Here is a 21,011-nt window from a genome sequence, read left to right on the forward strand (position 1 = left end):
TCTTGCGTTGGGTTTCCGATAGTTGACGAATGGACATGAGTGGTGTTCCCCGCGTGGGGCATGCATCCGGTGAGCGTGTTCGAGAGAAGGGGACATGGCGACGTGCGGGTGGGGATGATGAGTGCGCATACAGGGGTCGAGCCCGCGGAGTGCGGGCCCGGATGCAAACCATCGACGGCAGTGGAGGGAGAGGAGGTCCGGCCCGCGGGCGGGGATGTGCGGCTGCGCCGCCGGCTGGGCTCTGCCGATCTCACCGCCGTGCCGGAGTTACGTCATTCGCTGCGGCAGGCGCTGCGGCGCTGGACGCGGTCGGGTACGGAGACGGCGGACGTGGCGGAGCTGCTGGCCAGCGAGTTGGTCACCAATGCGCTGATACACACCGATCATGGTGCGGTGGTCACGGCGGCCGTGGCGGGCTCCACACTCCGGGTGGAGGTCAGAGATTTTGTGCCGGGGCTGCCGGTGCCCGATGTGACCGCGGCGCCGCCCCGCATCGCCGACGACGAGGGCGACGAGGGCGGCGAAGGCGATGACTGCGCCGAATTCGAAGACCTCGACGAACTCGGCACGCACGGCAGGGGCCTGATTCTGGTGGAGAGGCTCGCTGACGCCTGGGGTGTGCGGACACAGGCGGTGGGCAAAGTCGTCTGGTTCGAACTGCGCCGGCACGAGTCGGAGGGGCCGGCCTGAGACAGGCAGGACCCCTCCGCGCGCACAGCCGAACAGCCGAGCTCAGCCGAACTGCTGCTCGAGATCCTTGAGTTTCTGCTCCAGGGAGTCGAGACGCGGCAGGGTCTGGGTGTCGTCCTCGGCGGTGAGGTCCACCGTATGCGGTTCAACGCCACGCGGATGCGGCGCTGCTTTCACGGCCTGAAGGGAGGGTCGGGAGCCGGCGGCAGCCGAGCTCCCGGGACTGGGGCGAAGCGGCAGGTGTCCCTGCTCGGCTATGGCAGGCTCCACGACGGAGCCGGGGGAGCCGACGGAGTCGCCCTTCTGCCCATGCCCGGACCCCGAGCCGGGGCTCAGCATCTGCACCTCGGTGACCTGCATATCCGTCATCTGCATCTCGGCGGAGAGCTCCGGGGGACGCGCGACCTGTCCCCGACCCCAGGCCCGGTGCTGGCGGTTGAGGGCCTTGAGCTGCGCCCTCTCCCTCTTCTCCCGGTCCCGCATGCGGAGACGGTTCTGCTGGTGCTGCCGCCTGTCCTCGCGTACCTCCTCGACCGCCTCGTCCAGCGTCCGCACGCCCTCCAGCAGCATCAGCGACCACGCGCCGAAGGTCTCGCGCGGTGCGCGCAGCCAGCGCACCACCCGGATCTGCGGCAGCGGCCGGGGCACCAGACCCTGTTCGCGCAGTGCCGACCTGCGGGTCTGCTTGAGCGCGCGGTCGAACAGCACGGCCGCGGAGAGCGACATTCCGGCAAAGAAGTGCGGCGCGCCGGCATGGCCCATGCCGCGCGGCGCATGCACCCAGTTGAACCAGGCGGCCGCCCCGGCGAACGTCCACACGAGCAGCCGGGAGCCGAGGGCCGCGTCGCCGTGGCTGGCCTCGCGCACGGCGAGGACGGAGCAGAACATGGCCGCGCCGTCGAGGCCGAACGGCACCAGATACTCCCAGCCCCCGGAGAGGTTCAGGTTCTGCCGGCCGAAGCCGACCAGGCCGTGGAAGGAGAGCGCGGCGGCCACCGCGGCACAGCAGAAGAGAAGGCCGTAGGAGGCGGTGCCGTAGATGGCCTCCTTGCGCCGGCGGCGCTGTTCGCTGCGTTCCCAGGAGTCGTCGGACGGCGCGGCCTTCTCACTGGCGCGCTTGCCGCGCGCAGCCACCGCCACCGCCACCACGACCCCCACGAGCAGCACACCGCCCGGAAGCAGCCAGTCCAGCGTTATGTCGGTCAGTCTCATGACGGTGTTCCCTAGGTTCCTTGCGTAAGCGGTAGGCCTTTCGGCGGCCATATTGGCCGAAGATCCGCCACTCACACATTGATTCTTGGCAAGAGAACGCCATTGAGTCTGCAAGGCATTCGGATAGGTGCGATCTAGTCGAACGTTCTTATGAAAGCCCTGAGTTGAGTTCGAATAGTCTCATGCGTATGGGTGGGTCAGGGCAACCGGAAGTGATCGGAAAGGTTTCCGAGGGCATTGCGGTGACAGGCGTGGTTCAGGCGGACCGGTGGAGCCTGTCGATCCGGTCGACGTCGCATGTGCGCGGGCAGGTGACGCAGGTGTCGTCGGGGCGCAGGGTGTAGAAGAGGCAGCAACTGGCCCGGTCCCGTGTGGGCAGCGCCTCTCCGTCGGGTCCCGTCAGTTCACGGAAGCCCGCCGTGCCGACATACGGCTTGGTGGCCCCCGGCAGCAGCCGCTCCAGCTCCGCGACCGCCCGCCGTTCCTCCCCGAGCAGATGTGCGATGTACCACAGTCCTTCGACGATCTCGTCCGTGGCCATGCCCCACAGGGCCCGCTTGCCGCGGCGCACCCGGGGCCGGAAACCGTCCAGCACGGGCTCGATGTGCTCGGCGACGGCGCTGCGCACCTCGGCGCGCAGCGCCTCCTCGTCGGGGACGACGCGGGCGCCCGGCAGCGCGGCGGCGGGGTCGTCCGGCAGACAGGCGAATTCGCGGACGTGTACGGTCATCCGGCCCAGAGCGCGCTGGAAGGCGACGGACCCGACGGGCACGCGCGGCGCCCTGCGCAGCGTGAACCAGGGAACGGTGACCAGCAGGCAGGCCGGCCAGGCATAGCGGTGCAGCCCGAAGCTGGCGATCACATCGGGACGGGCCCGCTGCCCGTAGTCCCGCTGCACCTGGGCGTCGTCCCAGGCGAGAAACGCCTCCAGGGCCTCGCCCCCGGCCGCCAGCTCGGACGCCCCGACCCAGCCGTCCCCGGACGGCGGCTGCTCGCCCTCCGCCAGCTCCGTCACGCGCAGCCCGGGGAACACCTCGGCCAGGCGCGCATAGGCATCCGCGACGGGTGAGGCGAGGCCGGGGAGCACAGCGGGAACGGTCATGGAGGGACCACCGAATCGCGATCGTTGGCAGGTAAGCCTTACCTTACCCGACGCGATCGGTGTTTGAACTGTGACCTTGTCCGCCTATCGTGCACAGGGGCCCTGCACGGCGCGCGCCGGGCCGTGCCCGACCCCCGAGGAGGACCAGAATGGAGCAGGCCAGAGCGCAGGCCCCGGCAGAGCCGGCCGCGTCGGCCGCCCGCGTCCCCCGCATATCAGGGCCCTCCCGCGCCCAGGCGGCCGTCGAGCGTGCCTCCGGCAGCCCGCGCGTCCCGGGGCAGGTCCGCGGCGAGCACACCCACAGCGAACCGCCAGCCCCCGCCGCGGCGTCGGCCCCGCGCGCCGTACGCCGGCACTCGGTGCGCGCCCAGATCCTCACGGCGCTGCGCACCGCCCTGGTCGACGGCGAGCTGACCCCGGGCCGGGTGTACTCCGCCCCCGCCCTCGGCGAGCACTTCGGCGTCTCCGCCACCCCCGTACGAGAGGCGATGCAGCAGCTCGCGGTCGAGGGGGCCGTCGAGGTCGTCCCCAACCGGGGATTCCGCGTCACCGTGCGCACCCCGCGCGAACTGGCCGAACTCGCCGAGGTCCGCGCGCTCCTCGAAGTCCCGGTGCTGCTCCGTCTGGCCCGCACGGTCCCGGCCGAGCGGTGGGCCGCGCTGCGGCCCCTGGCCGAGGCGACCGCCGCGGCCGCCGCCGTCGGCGACCGCGCGGAGTACGCGGAGGCCGACCGCGCCTTCCACCGCGCGGTCCTCTCCCTCGCGGGCAACGACCAGCTGGTGACGATCGCCGACGACCTGCACCGCCGTGCCCAGTGGCCGCTGCACGCCGCCCCCGCCGCCCTCCGGGCCGACCTGGTCGCCGACGCGGCGGAGCACACGGCCCTGCTGGACGCGCTCACCGCCCAGGACTCCGCGGCCGTCCAGTGCCTGGTCCGCGGGCACTTCACAGGCTCCTGATCACCGCGCTCGGCCGCTGCGGGGCCGGACTACGCTGGAAGGCCAACGACGGTCGAGCGGGGGAGCGAGCCGATATGGGTGACGAGCGCGGCGAGCGCGGTGAGCGCGGTGAACACGACGAGCACCGGTCCGAGATATCCGACGAGGCATGGGAGGCCTTCCAGCGCGACAGCGAAGGGCCCGCACGGCTGCGCGCCCCCAAAGAGCCGTCCGCGCGGGCCCGGATGGTGACCGAGCGCCTGCGGCGGGAGGACGAGGCCGCCGCCCGGCGGCGGGGCAGGACCCGGCGCCGGGCACGCCGGGGCGGGCCGGCGCGGGCGGAACCCGAGGGATGGCGGACCTGGACGGCCCAGCGACGGCCCGGCCGGCGTCGCGGAGGACCGTGGCGGCAGCTGGTGTGGGTGCTTCTCGCCGTCGTCCTCGTGCTGATCCTGCTGAACCCGGGCGGGACGCTCGGCTGGCTCGGCGGTTAGGCCGGGTCTGGGGCGTTCTCTCCTGCCCCTGACTGGGCAGCGACATCAAGGCGGCAGATCAACCACTGCGATTCCCGCCTCGCTCATCGCGGAGGAGCCGAAGTCGCCGCGGACGCTGCCCAGCGGCATCCGGCCCTGCGGCTGGCCGTCTCCCCCCGCGGGATCCACGCGCTTGCGGCCCACCGGATCCGCACCCTGCTGCTGGACCAGGCGGACTTGGCCGGGCGCCGGCACACAAGGTCAGTCCAGCGGCATCCGGATGACGGGATCGAAAGGACGCTTGTTGAACCCGGTCCGCAGATTGCGGCAGTTCGGCGCCGTGCACATGAAAACGTCATCGACGTTCTTCCGGCCTGTGCGGTTTTTGAGCCGGATCTTCTCGTCGGCCATGAGAGGGCGGTGTTGTTCGTCGGACTGGCAGGTGTAGCAGTACATCTTCTGGTCTCGCACGATACCTCCTGCAGTGGGAGGACAGGCCAACCGTGAGCGCGGGAAGTCACGTTGGGTGACGACCAGTACGCAATCGTACAACTCGGCCCGCCTGCTCAGGAATACGTGCAGCGAACGGTCACCCATCTGAATGCGGACGGCCGCAACTCGGGCTCCCCGGGCTGCCTTTGCCGCTCTGGAGCAGCGCATCGGCAGTCCCCGACGTCGGCCCGCCGTCACCCTGGGCGGGCCGGACACGGCGCTGTGTTTATGCGTCAGCGAACCGTCTGGAAGGTGCGCCGGTAGGCCTGGGGGGGAGACGCCGATGGCGGCGTGCAGATGCCGGCGCAGCGAGGCGCCGGTGGCGAAGCCGACCTGGCCGGCGATCCGGTCCACCGGCAGGTCGCTGGTCTCCAGCAGGTGCCGGGCCCGGGTGACGCGCTGCTGGATCAGCCAGCGGCCCGGGCTGAGACCCACCTCGTCGTGGAACCGCCTGGCGAAGGTGCGGCGGCTCATCCGGGCGTGGTCGGACAGTTCCGCCAGGGTCAGCGGCCGGTCGAGCCGTTCCAGGGCCCAGGCGCGGGTGGCCGCAGTGCTGGATGTGCCGGACTCGGGCACCGGCTGTTCGATGTACTGCGCCTGGCCGCTGTCGCGGAACGGCGGCTGCCGGGATCGGGGTGGCAGCGTTCCGGCCCGGCGACGAGGTCTTCGGCATGCTCCCCTACCCCTTCGGCCACGGCTCGCACGCCGAGTACGCGATCGCCCCGGCCCGGGCCCTGGTCCGCAAGCCGGAGGGCGTCGACCACGTGCAGGCGGGCGCACTGCCCCTGGTGTCGCTGACCGCGTACCAGGCGCTGATCGAGACGGCCGGCCTCCGGTCCGGCCAGCGGGTGCTGATCCACGCGGCAGCCGGCGGGGTCGGCCATGTGGCCGTGCAGCTCGCCAAGGCGCACGGCGCCCATGTGATCGGCACGGCGAGCGCGGGCAAGCACGACCTGGTGCGGGAACTGGGCGCGGACGAGGTGATCGACTACCGGGAGACCGACTTCGCCGAGGCCGTGAAGGACGTGGACATCGTCCTCGACACCGTCGGCGACGACTACTCGCTGCGGTCGCTGCGCGTCCTGCGCCCCGGCGGGATCGTGGTGTCGATCCTTCCGGTGGGGACCGACGAGTTCCACCAGGAGGCCGCACGGCTCGGGGTCCGCGCCGTGCGGATGCTGGTGGACGCCTCCCGGTCGGGCATGCAGGCCGTCGCGGAAATGGCGCAGGCGGGCACCCTGCGGGCGGTCGTCGCGGGGACCTTCCCGCTCTCCCGGGCTGCCGAGGCGCACACCCTGGGCGACACCGGCCGTACGGCGGGGAAGCTGGTCCTGGTGGCCGACTGAGCGATCCGGCCCGCGAAGCGCCGCCGTCTTCTTGAGTGGTGACCCGCACCGGTGTTCTTCGGAGGAGGCGGAGCCCCGATGCCGGGGTCCGGGGCGGAGGCCCGGTGCCGAAACAGGCCCGTCGCACCGAGGCCGTCAGGCCTCGGCGGGGCCCGGCTGGGCGGGGACCTGGGGGCGGAGCTGGTCCGCGAGCCAGACCGGGACGCCGCCCAGGAGACGGAAGAGCCGGCCGGCCTCCTCGCGCAGGCGGCCGGCCTCCGGCTCCGGTTCGCACGCGGCCAGGGACGCCAGCGCCGGAGCCGTCCCGATCAGATAGCCCAACTCCTCCCGGATCCGCAGGCATTCGGAGAATCCGTGCCGGGCCTGCGCCAACTCGCCCTCCCGCAGGGCGAGTCCCGCCTGGTGGTGCCAGGTGAACGACAGCAGCAGCGCGTCGCCCCGCGCCTCCGCGCCCGCATGGGCGCGGCGGTAGGCGGCGAGCGCCGCCTGCGGGGAGTCCGAGAGGTGCTCGGCCACCAGCCCGCGGCGGAAGTCCAGCAGCGGGCGGCCCGGCGAGGCGGGCGCGAGCAGCGCGGCTGCCCGGCCGAGCGCCGAGCGTGCCTCGTCCGCGCGGTCGCGCATCCCCAGCAGGGTCGCCGCGTATGCCAGGCGGCCCCGCTCGCAGGCGGCCGCCCCGCGTTCCTCGTCGCTCGCGGCCGTCGCCTCCGCCGTGCGCAGCGCGTCCTCGGCCTCCGCCCAGCCCTCAGCGGTGAACAGACAGCGCTCGACGAGCAGTCCGGTGCGCTCCAGTGCCGCGGCCGGCTCGTCGGCGCGGTGTGCGAGCAGCGCTGCCGCGTCGGTCCAGCAGCCGCGTGAACGCAGCCGCCATACCGCGGTCTGGAGTGGATCGTCACCTGCAGTGGTTCCGGAACCAGACATGGCGGTATGCGCCACTTGCCCTCCCCGAGCACGCCATTGAGCCGTTGGGTCCAAGCCGATGCGTAAAGCCGCTGACCGCATGAGCCGTCGGCCCGACGGCGCCGAGGCGTCGTCGGGCCCGAGCTATCGGGTCAGACGGAATCTCAGCATGGAACGGCATGCCGGGCCAAGAGGTGCAGGTGAATCAGTTCACAATCACCCCCGGGGGGGGCGGCCCGTCGGCCGTGGGGCGGACCGGTCAGCTCATCCGCAGGGCCAGGAAGAAGTCCAGCTTGTCCTCGAGCCGGGACAGATCACGGCCCGTCAGCTGTTCGATCCGGCCCACCCGGTACCGCAGCGTGTTGACGTGCAGATGCAGCCGGACCGCGCAGCGGGTCCAGGAGCCGTCGCAGTCCAGGAACGCCTCCAGCGTCGGGATCAGCTCCGCGCGGTGGCGCCGGTCGTAGTCGCGCAGCGGGTCGAGCAGCCGGGCCGTGAACGCGCGGCGTACGTCGTCCGGCACGAACGGCAGCAGCAGCACATGCGAGGCCAGTTCATGGTGGCCGGCCGCGCACACCCTGCCGGGCCGGGCGGCGGCCACCCGACGGGCGTGCCGGGCCTCCTCCAGTGCGCCGCGCAGCCCCTCCGCGGAGTGCACCGCGGCGCTGACGCCGAGGGTGAGGCGGCCGTCGTCGGCGAGCCCGGCGGACAGCGGCTCGCGGACGGAGGCGAGCAGCTCGTCGGCGTGCAGCCCCGCCTCGGCCGTGTCGGTCTCGCCGGACTCGGGGTCGACGGGCACGGCGGACGCGGGCAGCGGCACCAGCGCGATCGCCTCCTCGCCCGTGTGGGCGACGGCGATCCGGTCCGCGGGGTCGGAGCCGGGGGCCGCCGGGTCCACCAGGATCTCCTCCAGCAGCGACTGGGCGAGCTGCCCCGCCTCGACGGCCGGGCCGGCGGCCGGGGCCACGGCGGGTGCGCCCGCCGCCGCCGTGCCCCCGGGCGCCTCCCAGTCCACGCGCGCCACCACGACCTGCCAGTGCGGCGCGGCGCCGAGCCCCGGCAGCAGCACGGGCGCGGCCACCCGCAGCCTGGCGGCGATCTCCGCGGGCGCGGCGCCCGACTGGACCAGCTCCAGGACTTCCTGGGCGAGCCGCCGCCGCACGGTGCGGGCCGCCTCCCGGCGGTCCCGCTCGACCGCGATCAGCTGGGTGACGCCCTGGAGCAGATCCAGCCGCGCCGCAGGCCAGTCGCCCGCGTCCGCCTCCACCGCCAGCAGCCATTCGGACAGCACCGTCTCCCGCACATCCCGGGAGGCAGGGGCCGCCCCCCGCCCGGAATTACGGATCGGGAAGAGGGAATAGGTGGATCCGCCGACTACCGCGCGGTACGGGGCCCGCCGCCCCGCTCGGGAGGCTGCCAGGTGTTCGCCCGCGAGGGCGGCGCTCGCACCGGCGGGCAGCGGGTCCTGGGCGCCTGCGATCCGACGTCCGGACGGGGACAGCACCCAGGCGCGAAGGTCCAGGTCGGAGCCGAGTAGATCGAGGACGACCTCAGGGCCGCCGCCCGCCGGGCCCGAGGTCATCAGCCGCCGGTGACGGTCCACGACGGCCGCCAGATCGCCTGCCCGCTCGCCGGAGACCTGCCGTACGACATGCTCAGTGATGGTCGCGAACGCAACGGATTCATTAACTGCAAAGAGCGGCAGTCGATGGCGCAAACACGCCTCCACCAAGTCTTCCGGAATATCGCCGAGCTCGGCCTCGCCGGCCGCCAGGCCGGCCACTCCCGCACTCGTCAGAATCCGGACGAAGGGCTCGGAGTCCTCCGGCGAATGCCGCCAGGCCAGACCGGTGAGCACCAGCTCGCCGCCAGAGAGATAGCGGCTCGGGTCCCGCAGGTCGGTCGTCATCACGCCGCGGACGCCGCGGTCGAGTTCCTCCTCGCCGCCAAGCAGCCGCAGCCCCAGCGCATCGGTTTCCAGCAGTGCGCGCAGCCGCATCTCGTCGCCGCCGATCTCTCTCGTCGTTGTCTGGTTGTCACCGGTTCCCTTTGGCCATGGTTTCCGGGGGGAAACGGTGAGGTTACTGAGCCTCGCCTTTCGTTCGAATCTACAAGACGAGACCGGCGGCCAGCCAACTCCTTCATGGTTTCGGTGACTGCACCCGGCTGGAAACGACTTGTGTACTAGGCCACACAGCGTTAACGGCAGATGAATAACCAGTCGAGGGCCGACCGTCCCGGACCCGACCGCCCAAGACGGCGCACGACCTGCGGCGACGCACCAGCCGCGACGACGCACGAGCTGCGACAGACGACCCCGATCACAAGAAGAGAGCCACTCATGGACTTCCTTCGCCCCGCCAGCTGGGAGGAGGCGCTCGCCGCCAAGGCAGAGCACCCCACGGCTGTACCCATCGCGGGCGGCACCGATGTCATGGTCGAGATCAACTTCGACCACCGTCGGCCCGAGTACCTCCTGGACCTGAACCGCGTCGGCGAGCTGAGCCAGTGGGAGACCGGCGAGGAGACCGTCCGGCTTGGCGCCTCCGTACCGTACACCGCGATCATGGAGCAGCTGCGAGCCGAGCTGCCGGGCCTGGCGCTCGCCTCGCACACCGTGGCCTCCCCGCAGATCCGCAACCGCGGCGGCGTCGGCGGCAACCTCGGCACCGCCTCCCCGGCCGGCGACGCCCACCCGGCGCTGCTCGCCGCCGGGGCCGAGGTCGAGGTCGAGTCGGTGCGCGGCAGCCGTCTGATCCCGATCGACGACTTCTACACGGGCGTCAAGCGCAACGCCCTCGCCCCGGACGAGCTGATCCGCGCCGTGCACATCAAGAAGGCGGACGGGCCGCAGCAGTACTCCAAGGTCGGCACGCGCAACGCGATGGTCATCGCGGTCTGCGCCTTCGGCGTCGCGCTGCACCCCGAGACCCGCACCGTGCGCACCGGCATCGGATCCGCCGCCCCCACCCCGATCCGCGCCGAGGCCGCCGAGGAGTTCCTGAACGCCGCGCTGGACGAAGGCGGCTTCTGGGACAGCGGAAAGATCATCACTCCCTCGATCGCCAAGCAGTTCGCGGAGCTCGCCTCCGCCGCCTGCAACCCCATCGACGACGTCCGCGGCACCGCCAAGTACCGCCGCCACGCCGTCGGCATCATGGCCCGCCGCACGCTCGGCTGGACCTGGGAGCAGTACCGCGGCGCCGGCCGCCCCCTTGAAGGAGCTGCATAACCATGCGTGTCAATTTCACGGTCAACGGTCGTCCGCAGGAAGCCGACGACGTCTGGGAGGGCGAGAGCCTTCTCTACGTGCTGCGTGAGCGCCTGGGGCTGCCCGGCTCCAAGAACGCCTGCGAGCAGGGCGAGTGCGGCTCCTGCACGGTCCGCCTGGACGGGGTCCCGGTCTGCTCCTGCCTGGTCGCGGCCGGCCAGGCCGAGGGCCGCGAGGTCGTCACCGTCGAGGGCCTGGCCGACTACGCCAGGCAGCGCTCCGAGGGCGGCTGCGCCGACGGAGCATGCGGCAGCGCGGAGTCCGGCGCCGGCCTGGACGCCGCCCGGCGCTGGGAAGCGCGCCCGTCCGACGGCCAGACCGGTGAGCAGGGTGAGCTCGCCCCGATCCAGCAGGCGTTCATCGACGCCGGCGCCGTGCAGTGCGGCTTCTGCACCCCCGGTCTGCTGGTCGCCGCGGACGAACTGCTGGAGCGCAACGCCCAGCCCACGGACGCCGACATCCGCGAGGCGCTCTCCGGCAACCTGTGCCGGTGCACCGGCTACGAGAAGATCCTCGACGCGGTCCGCCTGGCGGCCGCCCGTCAGGGAGAGGCGGTCTGACGATGGCCACCACCGGCACCCCTGCCAACCTCACCCAGGGCTCCAAGACCAAGGGCGGCATCGGCGAGTCCACGCTCCGCCCCGACGGCACCCTCAAGGTCACCGGCGAGTTCGCCTACTCCTCGGACATGTGGCACGAGGACATGCTCTGGGGCCACACACTGCGCTCCACGGTCGCGCACGCCGAGATCAGATCCATCGACATCTCCGAGGCCGTCGCCACGCCCGGCGTCTACGCCGTGCTGACCTATGACGACCTGCCGGCGGAGATGAAGAACTACGGCCTGGAGATCCAGGACACGCCGGTCCTCGCCCACGGCAAGGTCCGCCACCACGGAGAGCCGGTCGCCCTTGTCGCCGCCGACCACCCGGAGACCGCGCGCCGCGCCGCCGCCAAGATCAGGATCGATTACGCGGAGCTGCCGGTCATCACCGACGAGGCGTCCGCCACCGCGCCCGACGCGGTCCTGGTCCACGAGGGACGGGACGACCACCACATCGGCCACGTCCCGCACCCGAACATCGTGCACCGCCAGCCGATCGTCCGCGGCAACGCCGCCGAGGCCGCCGAGCGCGCCGATGTCATCGTCACCGGCGAGTACACCTTCGGCATGCAGGACCAGGCCTTCCTCGGCCCGGAGTCCGGCCTCGCCGTCCCCTGCGAGGACGGCGGCGTGGAGCTGTACGTGGCCACCCAGTGGCTCCACTCCGATCTGCGCCAGATCGCCCCCGTCCTCGGCCTGCCCGAGGAGAAGGTCCGGATGACGCTCTCCGGCGTCGGCGGCGCCTTCGGCGGCCGCGAGGACCTGTCCATGCAGATCCACGCCTGTCTGCTGGCGCTGCGCACCGGCAAGCCGGTCAAGATCGTCTACAACCGGTTCGAGTCCTTCTTCGGACACGTTCACCGGCACCCGGCGAAGCTCCACTACGAGCACGGCGCCACCAAGGACGGCAAGCTCACGCACATGAAGTGCCGGATCGTCCTGGACGGCGGCGCGTACGCCTCCGCCTCCCCGGCGGTCGTCGGCAACGCCTCCTCCCTCTCCGTGGGCCCGTACGTCGTCGACGACGTCGACATCGAGGCGATCGCGCTCTACACCAACAACCCGCCCTGCGGCGCCATGCGAGGCTTCGGCGCGGTCCAGGCGTGCTTCGCGTACGAGGCCCAGATGGACAAGCTGGCGGCCGAGCTGGACATGGACCCGGTGGAGTTCCGCCGGCTCAACGCCATGGAGCAGGGCACGATCATGCCGACCGGGCAGCCGGTCGACTCCCCGGCCCCGGTCGCCGAGCTGCTGCGCCGCGTCAAGGCCATGCCGCTGCCGCCCGAGCAGCAGTGGGTGACCACCGAAGGCGCCGATGTGCGCGCCCTGCCCGGCGGACTGTCCAACACCACCCACGGCGAAGGCGTCGTCCGCGGCGTCGGCTACGCGGTCGGCATCAAGAACGTCGGCTTCTCCGAGGGCTTCGACGACTACTCCACCGCCAAGGTGCGCATGGAGGTGATCAACGGGGAGCCGGTGGCCACCGTGCACACCGCGATGGCGGAGGTCGGCCAGGGCGGCATCACCGTCCACGCCCAGATCGCCCGCACGGAGCTGGGCGTCACCCAGGTGACCATCCACCCCGCCGACACCCAGGTCGGTTCGGCCGGCTCCACCTCCGCCTCCCGCCAGACGTACGTCACCGGCGGTGCGGTCAGGAACTCCTGCGAGCTCGTCCGCGAGAAGGTCCTCGACCTCGGGCGTGCCAAGTTCGGCACGTACCACCCCGCCTGGGCCACCGCCGAGCTGCTGCTCGAGGGCGGCAAGGTCGTCACCGACGGCGGCGAGGTCCTCGCAGACCTGACGGACGTCCTGGAAGGCGAGGCCGTAGAGGTCGAGGCCGAGTGGCGGCACCGCCCCACCGAGGCCTTCGACCTGCGCACCGGCCAGGGCAACGGCCATGTCCAGTACTCGTTCGCCGCGCACCGCGCCGTCGTCGAAGTGGACACCGAACTGGGCCTGGTCAAGGTGATCGAGCTGGCCTGCGCCCAGGACGTCGGCAAGGCGCTCAACCCGCTGTCCGTCGTCGGCCAGATCCAGGGCGGCACCACCCAGGGCCTGGGCGTGGCGGTCATGGAGGAGATCGTCGTCGACCCCAAGACCGCGAAGGTGCGCAACCCCTCCTTCACGGACTATCTGATCCCCACGATCCTCGACACGCCGACGATCCCCGTCGATGTGCTCGAGCTGGCCGATGAGCACGCCCCGTACGGGCTGCGCGGCATCGGCGAGGCCCCGACCCTGTCGTCGACCCCGGCCGTCCTCGCGGCGATCCGGAACGCGACGGGGCTGGAGCTGAACAGGACGCCGGTGCGGCCCGAGCACCTCACCGGCACCTGATCCCCACAGACTCTCCGGGCGGTGTGCGCCGTGCCTCACCAGGAACGTCACACTTCCCCGGCCCGTCACACGCCGCCCGGAGAACCCGGCAGTACCCGCAGGACCAGCAATGTCAGCAGTAACAGCAGCACCCCCACAGCAGTGCCAGTTCGTCTCGGGCCGTCCCCCGGGTCGTGCAGCCAACGCACCATCCCAAATCCCGCACTCCGATGCGGGTGCCCCTGTGAACCTTGGGAGTAGGCACCATGACCCAGCAGTCCCTTGAGCCGAAGACTGCGGCGGAGGACGCCGGCGCCGGTACGCGCCAGCCCGCCGGAAGATCCTGGCTCGACCGGTATTTCCACATAACGCAGAGAGGATCGACCATCGGGCAGGAGGTGCGCGGCGGCATCACCACCTTCATGGCGATGGCGTACATCATCCTTCTCAACCCGGTCATCCTGTCGGTGCCGGACGCCACCGGCGCACGCCTCGACGGCGATCAGCTGACCACCGCCACCGCGTTCGCGGCCGCCGCCACCACGATCGTGATGGGCCTGATCGGCAATGTGCCGCTTGCCCTCGCCGCGGGACTGAGCGTCTCCGCCGTCATCGCCTTCCAGGTCGCCCCCGAGATGACCTGGCAGAACGCGATGGGCATGTGTGTCATCTACGGTCTTGTGATCATCCTCCTGGTGGTCACCGGACTACGAGAGATGATCATGAACGCGATCCCACTGGCGCTCAAGCACGCCATCACCATGGGGATCGGCCTCTTCGTCTGCCTCATCGGCCTGGTCCAGGCCGGCTTCGTCACCAGCATGCCCGGCCCCGGCGGAGTCGCCGGCGCCAAGCCCATCCAGCTCGGCACCGCCGATGTGCTCACCGGCTGGCCGGTGCTCTGCTTCGCCGTCACCGTCATGCTGATCTTCGTCCTCCAGGTCCGCAGGATTCCCGGCGCGATCCTCATCGGCATCGTCGGCGGCACCGTGTTCGCGGCCGTCGTCCATCAGCTCGCCGGCCTCGACAAGGCAGCCTGGGGCGGTCTGAACGCCCCGGAGATCACCGGTTCCATCGTCTCCACCCCCGACTTCGGACTCTTCGGAGAGGTCTCCTTCAGCGGCATCGGCAGCGTCGGCGGCATCACGGTCGGCGTCATCGTCTTCACCCTGGTCCTGGCCGGCTTCTTCGACGCCATGGGCACCATCATCGGCATCGGCCAGCAGGCCAACCTCGCCGACTCCAAGGGCAAGATGCCCGGGCTGAACCGCGCCCTCGCCGTCGACGGCGCGGGCGGCGCGATCGGCGGCCTCGCCGGCGCGTCCGGCCAGACGGTGTTCATCGAGTCCACCGCCGGCGTCGGCGACGGAGCCCGCACGGGCTTCTCCAGCGTGATCACCGGCCTCGCCTTCACGCTCTGCCTGTTCTTCACCCCGCTCGCCCAGGTGATCCCGTCCCAGGTGGCGGCCGCGGCGCTGGTCGTGATCGGCTCGATGATGCTGACCAACGCCAAGCACATCGACTGGAACGACCCGGCGACCTCGATCCCGGTCTTCCTGACCACCGTGCTGATGCCCTTCACCTACTCGATCACCGCGGGCATCGCGGCGGGCGTCATCGCCCATGTGCTGATCAAGGCCGCCCAGGGCAAGGTCCGCGACATCGGCTGGCTGATGTGGGTGCTGGCCGCGGTCTTCCTCGCCTACTTCGGCCTCCACCCGATCGAGGGCTGGCTGGGCGTCAAGTAACCCCGGCCCGTCCCACGGGCCACACCTCCGCACACCCGTTAGGAGACCGACATGCTGGACATCGCCGACGAGCTGCACCGGTGGGTCGAGCAGGGACGCGCCTTCGCCGTCGCCACCGTCGTGGCCGTCGGCGGCAGCGCGCCCCGCCAGCCAGGCGCCGCGCTCGCCGTCGACAGCGAGGGCACGGCGATCGGCTCGGTCTCCGGCGGGTGTGTGGAGGGCGCCGTGTACGAGCTGTGCCAACAGTCCCTCCAAGACGGCCGGACCGTGCTCGAGCGCTTCGGCTACAGCGACGAGGACGCCTTCGCCGTCGGCCTGACCTGCGGCGGCGTCATCGACATCCTCGTCACCCCGGTACCCGTCGACGCCCCCGTCAGGGAGGTGTTCTCGGCCGCCCTGGCCGCCGCCGCCCGAGGGGAGGCGGCGGCGCTCGCCCGCATCGTCGAGGGCCCGGCCGAACTGCGGGGACGCACGCTGCTCGTCCGACCCGACGGCGCCTGCGAAGGCTCCCTGGGCGGACATCCCGAACTGGACCGCACCGCGGCCGCCGAGGCCGCCGCCCTCCTCGACGCCGGCCGCACCGCCGCCGTGGGGATCGGAGAGGACGGCAGCCGCTGCGGACAGCCCCTGACCCTCCTCGTGGAGTCCAGCGTCCCCGCCCCCCGGATGATCGTCTTCGGCGCGATCGACTTCGCGTCCGCGCTGGTGCGTGTGGGCAAGTTCCTCGGCTACCACGTCACCGTGTGCGACGCCCGCCCCGTCTTCGCGACGCCGGCCCGCTTCCCCGAGGCCGACGAGATCGCAGTCGAGTGGCCGCACCGCTACCTCGAATCGACCGACGTCGACTCCCGCACCGTGCTGTGCGTCCTCACCCACGACGCCAAGTTCGACGTCCCGCTGCTGCGACTGGCCCTCAGGCTCCCCGTCGCCTACGTCGGCGCGATGGGCTCCCGCCGTACCCACCAGGACCGCAACGAACGGCTGCGGGACGTCGGCGTCACCGACCTCGAACTCGCCCGGCTGCGCTCCCCGATCGGCCTCGATCTGGGGGCCCGCACCCCGGAGGAGACGGCCCTGTCCATCGCCGCCGAAATCGTCGCGAACCGCCGCGGCGGCTCGGGCGTCTCCCTGACCGGGGCCCACACCCCCATCCACCACGACGGCCCGGACACACCGACGGGGCGCATCGGATCGGTCGCCTGACGGCCACGCGCTTTGACGGCCACGCGCTTTGACGGCCACGCGCCCTGACGGCCCGGCTGACCGGCGGCGCCCTCCGGCAGCGGCCCGGGCGGGCGCCCACCCGCCCGGGCCTGACCGCGGTCGCGGGCCGATCCGCGCCGATGCGCCCGGCCGGGCGTCGTGGTGCGACGGGTCTCTCAGGCTTCGCCGCCCTCCAGATCGCCCTCCGTCTCCAGATACGCCTCCCGCAGGGCCTGAAGCACCGCGGGGTCGGGCTCGGCCCACATGCCGCGGGACTCCGCCTCCAGCAGACGCTCCGCGATGCCGTGCAGCGCCCATGGATTGGCCTGCTGCAGGAACTCCCGGTTCTCCGGGTCCAGGACGTACGTCTGAGCGAGCTTGTCGTACATCCAGTCGGCGACCACGCCGGTCGTGGCGTCGTAGCCGAAGAGGTAGTCGACGGTGGCGGCGAGTTCGAAGGCGCCCTTGTAGCCGTGGCGGCGCATCGCCTCGATCCAGCGCGGGTTGACCACCCGGGCGCGGAAGACCCGGGAGGTCTCCTCGACCAGGGTGCGGGTGCGGACGGTCTCCGGGCGGGTGGAGTCGCCGATGTACGCCTCGGGGGCCGTGCCGCGCAGCGCCCGCACCGTGGCGACCATTCCGCCGTGGTACTGGAAGTAGTCGTCGGAGTCGGCGATGTCGTGCTCGCGCGTGTCCGTGTTCTTCGCGGCCACCGCGATCCGCCGGTAGGCGGTCTCCATCTCCTCCCGCGCCGCACGGCCGTTCAGCTCGCGCCCGTAGGCATAGCCGCCCCAGACCGTGTATACCTCGGCCAGATCGGCGTCCGTACGCCAGTCGCGGCTGTCGATCAGCTGGAGGATGCCCGCGCCGTACGTGCCCGGCCGGGAGCCGAAGATACGGGTGGTGGCGCGGCGTTCGTCGCCGTGGACGGCGAGGTCCGCCTGCGCGTGCGCGCGGACGAAGTTGCTCTCGGCCGGCTCGTCCAGCCAGGCGGCCAGCCGCACCGCGTCGTCCAGCAGTCCGATCGTGTGCGGGAACGCGTCCCGGAAGAAACCGCTGATGCGCAGGGTGACGTCGATGCGCGGACGGCCCAGCTCCGCCAGGGGGACCGGTTCCAGGCCCGTCACCCGGCGGGAGGCGTCGTCCCACACCGGGCGGATGCCCAGCAGCGCCAGCGCCTCGGCCACATCGTCGCCCGCGGTGCGCATGGCGCTGGTGCCCCACAGGGAGAGGCCGACGGACGTGGGCCACTCGCCGTTGTCGGAGCGGTAGCGCTCCAGCAGCGAGTCGGCCAGCGCCTGGCCGGTCTCCCAGGCGAGCCGGGAGGGGACGGCCTTGGGGTCCACCGAGTAGAAGTTGCGTCCGGTGGGCAGCACATTGACCAGACCGCGCAGCGGCGAACCGGACGGGCCGGCGGGCACGAAACCGCCGTTCAACGCGTGTACGGCATGGTCGATCTCGGCGGTCGTGCCCGCCAGCCGGGGCACGACCTCGCGGGCCGCGAACTCCAGCACCGCGGCGACCTGTTCACCGTGGTCCGCGGCCACTGCCGCGACGGCGGCCGGTTCCCAGTCCGCCGCCTCCATGGCCTCGACGAGCGCGCGGGCCGTCTCCTCCGCCGCGTCCGCGTCGGTGCGGGTCGCCTTCGACTCGTCCAGGCCCAGCGCCTCCCGCAGGCCCGGCAGCGCGGACGTGCCGCCCCAGATCTGCCGGGCGCGCAGGACGGCGAGCACCAGATTGACCCGCTCGGGGCCGGTCGGCGCGCCGCCCAGCACATGCAGGCCGTCGCGGATCTGCGCGTCCTTGACCTCGCACAGCCAGCCGTCGACGTGCAGCAGGAAGTCGTCGAAGCCGTCGTCGTCCGGGCGGTCCTGAAGCCCCAGGTCGTGGTCCAGCTTCGCGGCCTGGATCAGCGTCCAGATCTGGGCGCGGATCGCGGGCAGCTTGGCCGGGTCCATCGAGGAGATCGCCGCGTACTCGTCCAGCAGCTGCTCCAGCCGGGCGATGTCGCCGTACGACTCGGCGCGCGCCATCGGGGGCACCAGATGGTCCACCAGCGTGGCGTGCACCCGGCGCTTGGCCTGGGTGCCCTCGCCCGGGTCGTTCACCAGGAACGGGTAGACCAGCGGCAGATCGCCGATCGCCGCGTCGGGCGCGCAGGCGGCTGACAGGCCCGCGTTCTTGCCGGGCAGCCATTCCAGATTGCCGTGCTTGCCCAGATGCATCATGGCGTCCGCGCCGAAGCCCCCGTCCTCGCGGGCGGCCTGGATCCACCGGTAGGCGGCCAGATAGTGGTGCGACGGAGGCAGATCCGGATCGTGGTAGATCGCGATCGGGTTCTCGCCGAAGCCGCGCGGCGGCTGGATGAGGACCAGCAGATTGCCGCGGCGCAGCGCGGCCAGCACGATGTCGCCGTCCGGGTTCTGCGACCGGTCGACGAACATCTCGCCCGGCGCGGGCCCCCAGTGCTCCTCCACCGCCTCCCGCAGCTTCGCGGGGAGCCGGTCGAACCAGCGCCGGTAGTCGGCGGCGGGGATGCGGACCGGGTTGCGGGCCAGCTGCTCCTCGGTCAGCCACTCCTGGTCATGGCCGCCCGCCTCGATCAGCGCGCGGATCAGCTCGTCGCCGTCGCCCGAGGCAAGGCCGGGCACCTCCTCCGCGCCAAACTCATAGCCCTCCGCCCGCAGCCGGCGCAGCAGCGCGACCGCGGAGGCGGGGGTGTCCAGACCGACCGCGTTGCCGATGCGGGAGTGCTTGGTGGGGTACGCGGAAAGCACCAGCGCGATCCGCTTCTCGGCGGCGGGGACATAACGCAGCCTGGCGTGGCGCACCGCGATCCCGGCGACGCGGGCGGCCCGCTCGGCGTCCGCGACATAGGCCGGCAGGCCGTCCTCGTCGATCTCCTTGAAGGAGAACGGGACGGTGATGATGCGGCCGTCGAACTCCGGCACCGCGACCTGGCTCGCCGCGTCGAGCGGGGACAGTCCCTCGTCGTTCTCCTCCCAGGCGTCGCGCGAGCCGGTCAGACACAGTGCCTGGAGCACCGGCACATCCAGCGCCGCCAGCGCCCCCGCGTCCCAAGCCTCGTTGTCACCGCCCGCCTGCGCCTCGGCGGGCCTGGTGCCGCCCGCCGCCAGCACCGTGGTCACCACGGCATCCGCGGTGCGCAGTTCGTCGAGGAACTCGGGCTCGGGGGCGCGCAGCGATGCCACGTACAGCGGCAGCGGGCGGCCCCCCGCGTCCTCGATCGCCCCGCAGAGCACGTCTGCGAAAGCCGTGTTGCCGCTCATATGGTGCGCCCGGTAGTACAGCACCGCGATGGTCGGCCCCTCGACGCCGTCACGCTCCGTGCGCTCCAGCCGCCCCCAGGCGGGCGCGGTCGCCGGCGGTTCGAAGCCGTGGCCGGTGAGCAGCACCGTGTCCGACAGGAACCGGGCCAGCTGCTCCAGATTCGCCGGACCGCCGTGCGCGAGATAGGCGTGCGCCTCGGCCGCGATGCCGATCGGGACGGTGGAGGCCTCCATCAGGGCGGCGTCCGGGGCCTGTTCACCGGTGAGCACCACCACCGGGAGGTCCCCGGCGAGCAGCGCGTCCAGCCCCTCCTGCCAGGCGCGCAGCCCGCCCAGGAGTCGTACGACGACGAGGTCCGCGCCCTCCAGCAGCGCGGGCAGCTCGTCGAGCGGGAGCCGTGCGGGGTTCGCGAACCGGTACGGCACAGGGCCGCCCGCCGCACGCGCGCTCAGCAGGTCGGTGTCCGACGTCGACAGAAGCAGGATCATCCGGCGTCCGGCCTTCCTCGGGGTCCGCGCCCCGGGCAGTGGGGACGGCGGGAGTTCCTGGCTCATCCGGAAGGTGCGCTCTTCACGCTCCTGCCGGACTCACAGTGGCGGGACCGCGCCGGACTCTCACCGGCTTCCTCCCCTTGCGCCGTCCACGGCGATGACGGGCCGTCTGGCCCGTCATCGAGCATAGTAGGGGTGCGGGCAGCTGAGCAGGGGATACGGCTTGTGTGATGGTCGGTATGCTCGCGCCCATGCCCACGGCTCCCTCCGCCGCCAACCGCCCGTACGGGGATGAACCGCCCCCGCGGGACGGCGCCGACGCCTGCCCGGGGGCGCTGCGGCTGCACTCCGCGAACGACGGCGCGCTGGCCCGCGTGCGCGTCCCCGCGGGCCTGCTGACCGCCGCGCAGGCGGACGTCCTCGCATCCGCCGCCGAGCGCCTCGGCGACGCCCGGCTCGACCTCACCTCCCGCGGCAACGTCCAGCTGCGCGGCCTGGGCGCCGCCTGCGGCGGGGAGTTGGCCCGCCTGCTCGACGCGGCGGGCCTGCTGCCCGCACCGCGCCACGAACGCGTCCGCAACATCGTGGCCTCGCCGCTGACCGGTCTGGACGGGCGCGGCGCGTACGACGTCCTGCCCTGGGTGCGCGAACTGGACTCGCTGCTGTGTGCGAGCGAGACGGCGACCGCCCTGTCGGGCCGCTACCTGTTCGCCTGCGACGACGGCCGCGGGGACATGACCGCGCTCGACGCGGATGTGACGATTCTCGCGTCGAGCGCCGACGGGCAGCGCCCGGAGTGCGCCTCCTCCATGCGCCGGGCGGCGGCGACCGGCCACGACGGCGCGGCCTGCGGGCCGCCGCAGCCGGAGAGCCGGGCCGAGTCCGGGCCCGCGGCGACAGCCGGGCAGCGGGCGCATGCGCCCGAGGCGCCGGC

15 protein-coding genes, 3 pseudogenes and 1 riboswitch are annotated in these 21,011 nt (G+C 72.3%); of the genes and pseudogenes, 10 read left to right on the top strand and 8 right to left on the bottom strand.

Annotated features, from left to right (window positions below):
- Nucleotides 1-180 precede the first annotated feature (180 nt).
- The gene (locus QCN29_RS30805; protein ID WP_279932302.1) at nt 181-690 is read left to right on the top strand and encodes an ATP-binding protein; all 510 of its coding nucleotides are present in this window, start codon (nt 181-183) and stop codon (nt 688-690) included.
- Between the two features lie 42 nt (nt 691-732).
- Here the strand turns inward: QCN29_RS30805 and QCN29_RS30810 are convergent, their stop codons facing one another.
- Together QCN29_RS30810 and QCN29_RS30815 are read right to left on the bottom strand one after the other, a co-directional pair.
- Nucleotides 733-1,902 (bottom strand): DUF2637 domain-containing protein, encoded by a 1,170-nt coding sequence (locus QCN29_RS30810; protein ID WP_279932304.1) that lies wholly within the window; start codon nt 1,900-1,902, stop codon nt 733-735.
- Between the two features lie 256 nt (nt 1,903-2,158).
- The gene (locus tag QCN29_RS30815; RefSeq protein ID WP_279932305.1) at nt 2,159-3,004 is read right to left on the bottom strand and encodes a (2Fe-2S)-binding protein; all 846 of its coding nucleotides are present in this window, start codon (nt 3,002-3,004) and stop codon (nt 2,159-2,161) included.
- 149 nt (nt 3,005-3,153) lie between these two features.
- On the opposite strand from QCN29_RS30815, the gene QCN29_RS30820 reads away from it, so the two are divergent.
- Together QCN29_RS30820 and QCN29_RS30825 are read left to right on the top strand one after the other, a co-directional pair.
- Nucleotides 3,154-3,963 carry a GntR family transcriptional regulator gene (locus QCN29_RS30820; protein ID WP_279932307.1) on the top strand — a complete coding sequence of 270 codons (810 nt, stop codon included), beginning with the start codon at nt 3,154-3,156 and terminating at the stop codon, nt 3,961-3,963.
- 74 nt (nt 3,964-4,037) lie between these two features.
- Nucleotides 4,038-4,436: a hypothetical protein gene (locus QCN29_RS30825; RefSeq protein WP_279932309.1), complete on the top strand. Its 399-nt coding sequence runs from the start codon at nt 4,038-4,040 to the stop codon at nt 4,434-4,436.
- Between the two features lie 45 nt (nt 4,437-4,481).
- On the opposite strand, the gene QCN29_RS30830 is transcribed toward QCN29_RS30825, so the two are convergent.
- The 3 genes and pseudogenes from QCN29_RS30830 to QCN29_RS30840 all read right to left on the bottom strand — a co-directional run.
- The gene (locus tag QCN29_RS30830) at nt 4,482-4,619 is read right to left on the bottom strand and encodes a hypothetical protein (RefSeq protein WP_279932311.1); all 138 of its coding nucleotides are present in this window, start codon (nt 4,617-4,619) and stop codon (nt 4,482-4,484) included.
- Nucleotides 4,620-4,676: 57 nt separating this feature from the next.
- Nucleotides 4,677-4,886, bottom strand: a complete 210-nt coding sequence (locus QCN29_RS30835; protein ID WP_279932312.1) for a hypothetical protein — start codon at nt 4,884-4,886, stop codon at nt 4,677-4,679.
- A 254-nt stretch (nt 4,887-5,140) separates the two neighbouring features.
- A pseudogene (locus tag QCN29_RS30840) lies at nt 5,141-5,528 on the bottom strand (helix-turn-helix domain-containing protein); the annotation flags it as partial.
- Here QCN29_RS30840 and QCN29_RS30845 point away from each other — a divergent pair.
- A pseudogene (locus QCN29_RS30845) lies at nt 5,528-6,253 on the top strand (NADP-dependent oxidoreductase); the annotation flags it as partial. The pseudogenes QCN29_RS30840 and QCN29_RS30845 overlap by 1 nt on opposite strands.
- Before the next feature lie 135 nt (nt 6,254-6,388).
- Here the strand turns inward: QCN29_RS30845 and QCN29_RS30850 are convergent.
- Complete coding sequence (locus QCN29_RS30850) at nt 6,389-7,171, bottom strand: hypothetical protein (protein ID WP_279932313.1); 783 nt, start codon at nt 7,169-7,171, stop codon at nt 6,389-6,391.
- A gap of 238 nt (nt 7,172-7,409) precedes the next feature.
- Entirely contained in the window at nt 7,410-9,149 is a 1,740-nt protein-coding gene (locus QCN29_RS30855) for a PucR family transcriptional regulator (protein WP_279932315.1), read from the bottom strand.
- A gap of 342 nt (nt 9,150-9,491) precedes the next feature.
- Here QCN29_RS30855 and QCN29_RS30860 point away from each other — a divergent pair, with 342 nt between their 5' ends.
- From QCN29_RS30860 to QCN29_RS30880, 5 genes are all read left to right on the top strand, one after another.
- Nucleotides 9,492-10,382, top strand: a complete 891-nt coding sequence (locus QCN29_RS30860; protein ID WP_279932316.1) for an FAD binding domain-containing protein — start codon at nt 9,492-9,494, stop codon at nt 10,380-10,382.
- Nucleotides 10,383-10,384: 2 nt separating this feature from the next.
- Complete coding sequence (locus tag QCN29_RS30865) at nt 10,385-10,981, top strand: (2Fe-2S)-binding protein (protein ID WP_279932318.1); 597 nt, start codon at nt 10,385-10,387, stop codon at nt 10,979-10,981.
- A gap of 2 nt (nt 10,982-10,983) precedes the next feature.
- Complete coding sequence (locus QCN29_RS30870) at nt 10,984-13,365, top strand: xanthine dehydrogenase family protein molybdopterin-binding subunit (RefSeq protein WP_279932320.1); 2,382 nt, start codon at nt 10,984-10,986, stop codon at nt 13,363-13,365.
- A gap of 245 nt (nt 13,366-13,610) precedes the next feature.
- Entirely contained in the window at nt 13,611-15,092 is a 1,482-nt protein-coding gene (locus tag QCN29_RS30875; protein WP_240138329.1) for an NCS2 family permease, read from the top strand.
- A 51-nt stretch (nt 15,093-15,143) separates the two neighbouring features.
- Complete coding sequence (locus tag QCN29_RS30880) at nt 15,144-16,295, top strand: XdhC family protein (protein ID WP_279932321.1); 1,152 nt, start codon at nt 15,144-15,146, stop codon at nt 16,293-16,295.
- Nucleotides 16,296-16,471: 176 nt separating this feature from the next.
- Here the strand turns inward: QCN29_RS30880 and cobN are convergent, their stop codons facing one another.
- Nucleotides 16,472-20,074, bottom strand: coding sequence for a cobaltochelatase subunit CobN (cobN, locus tag QCN29_RS30885; RefSeq protein WP_279932323.1), 3,603 nt, complete (start codon nt 20,072-20,074; stop codon nt 16,472-16,474).
- A 29-nt stretch (nt 20,075-20,103) separates the two neighbouring features.
- A riboswitch (cobalamin riboswitch) is annotated at nt 20,104-20,262 on the bottom strand.
- 45 nt (nt 20,263-20,307) lie between these two features.
- Between cobN and QCN29_RS30890 the strand changes: the two are divergent.
- Nucleotides 20,308-21,011 (top strand): annotated as a pseudogene (locus QCN29_RS30890) (cobalamin biosynthesis protein CobG); the annotation flags it as partial.

It is taken from the genome of Streptomyces chengmaiensis, from assembly GCF_029846775.1.
GTDB classification, from domain to species: domain Bacteria; phylum Actinomycetota; class Actinomycetes; order Streptomycetales; family Streptomycetaceae; genus Streptomyces; species Streptomyces chengmaiensis.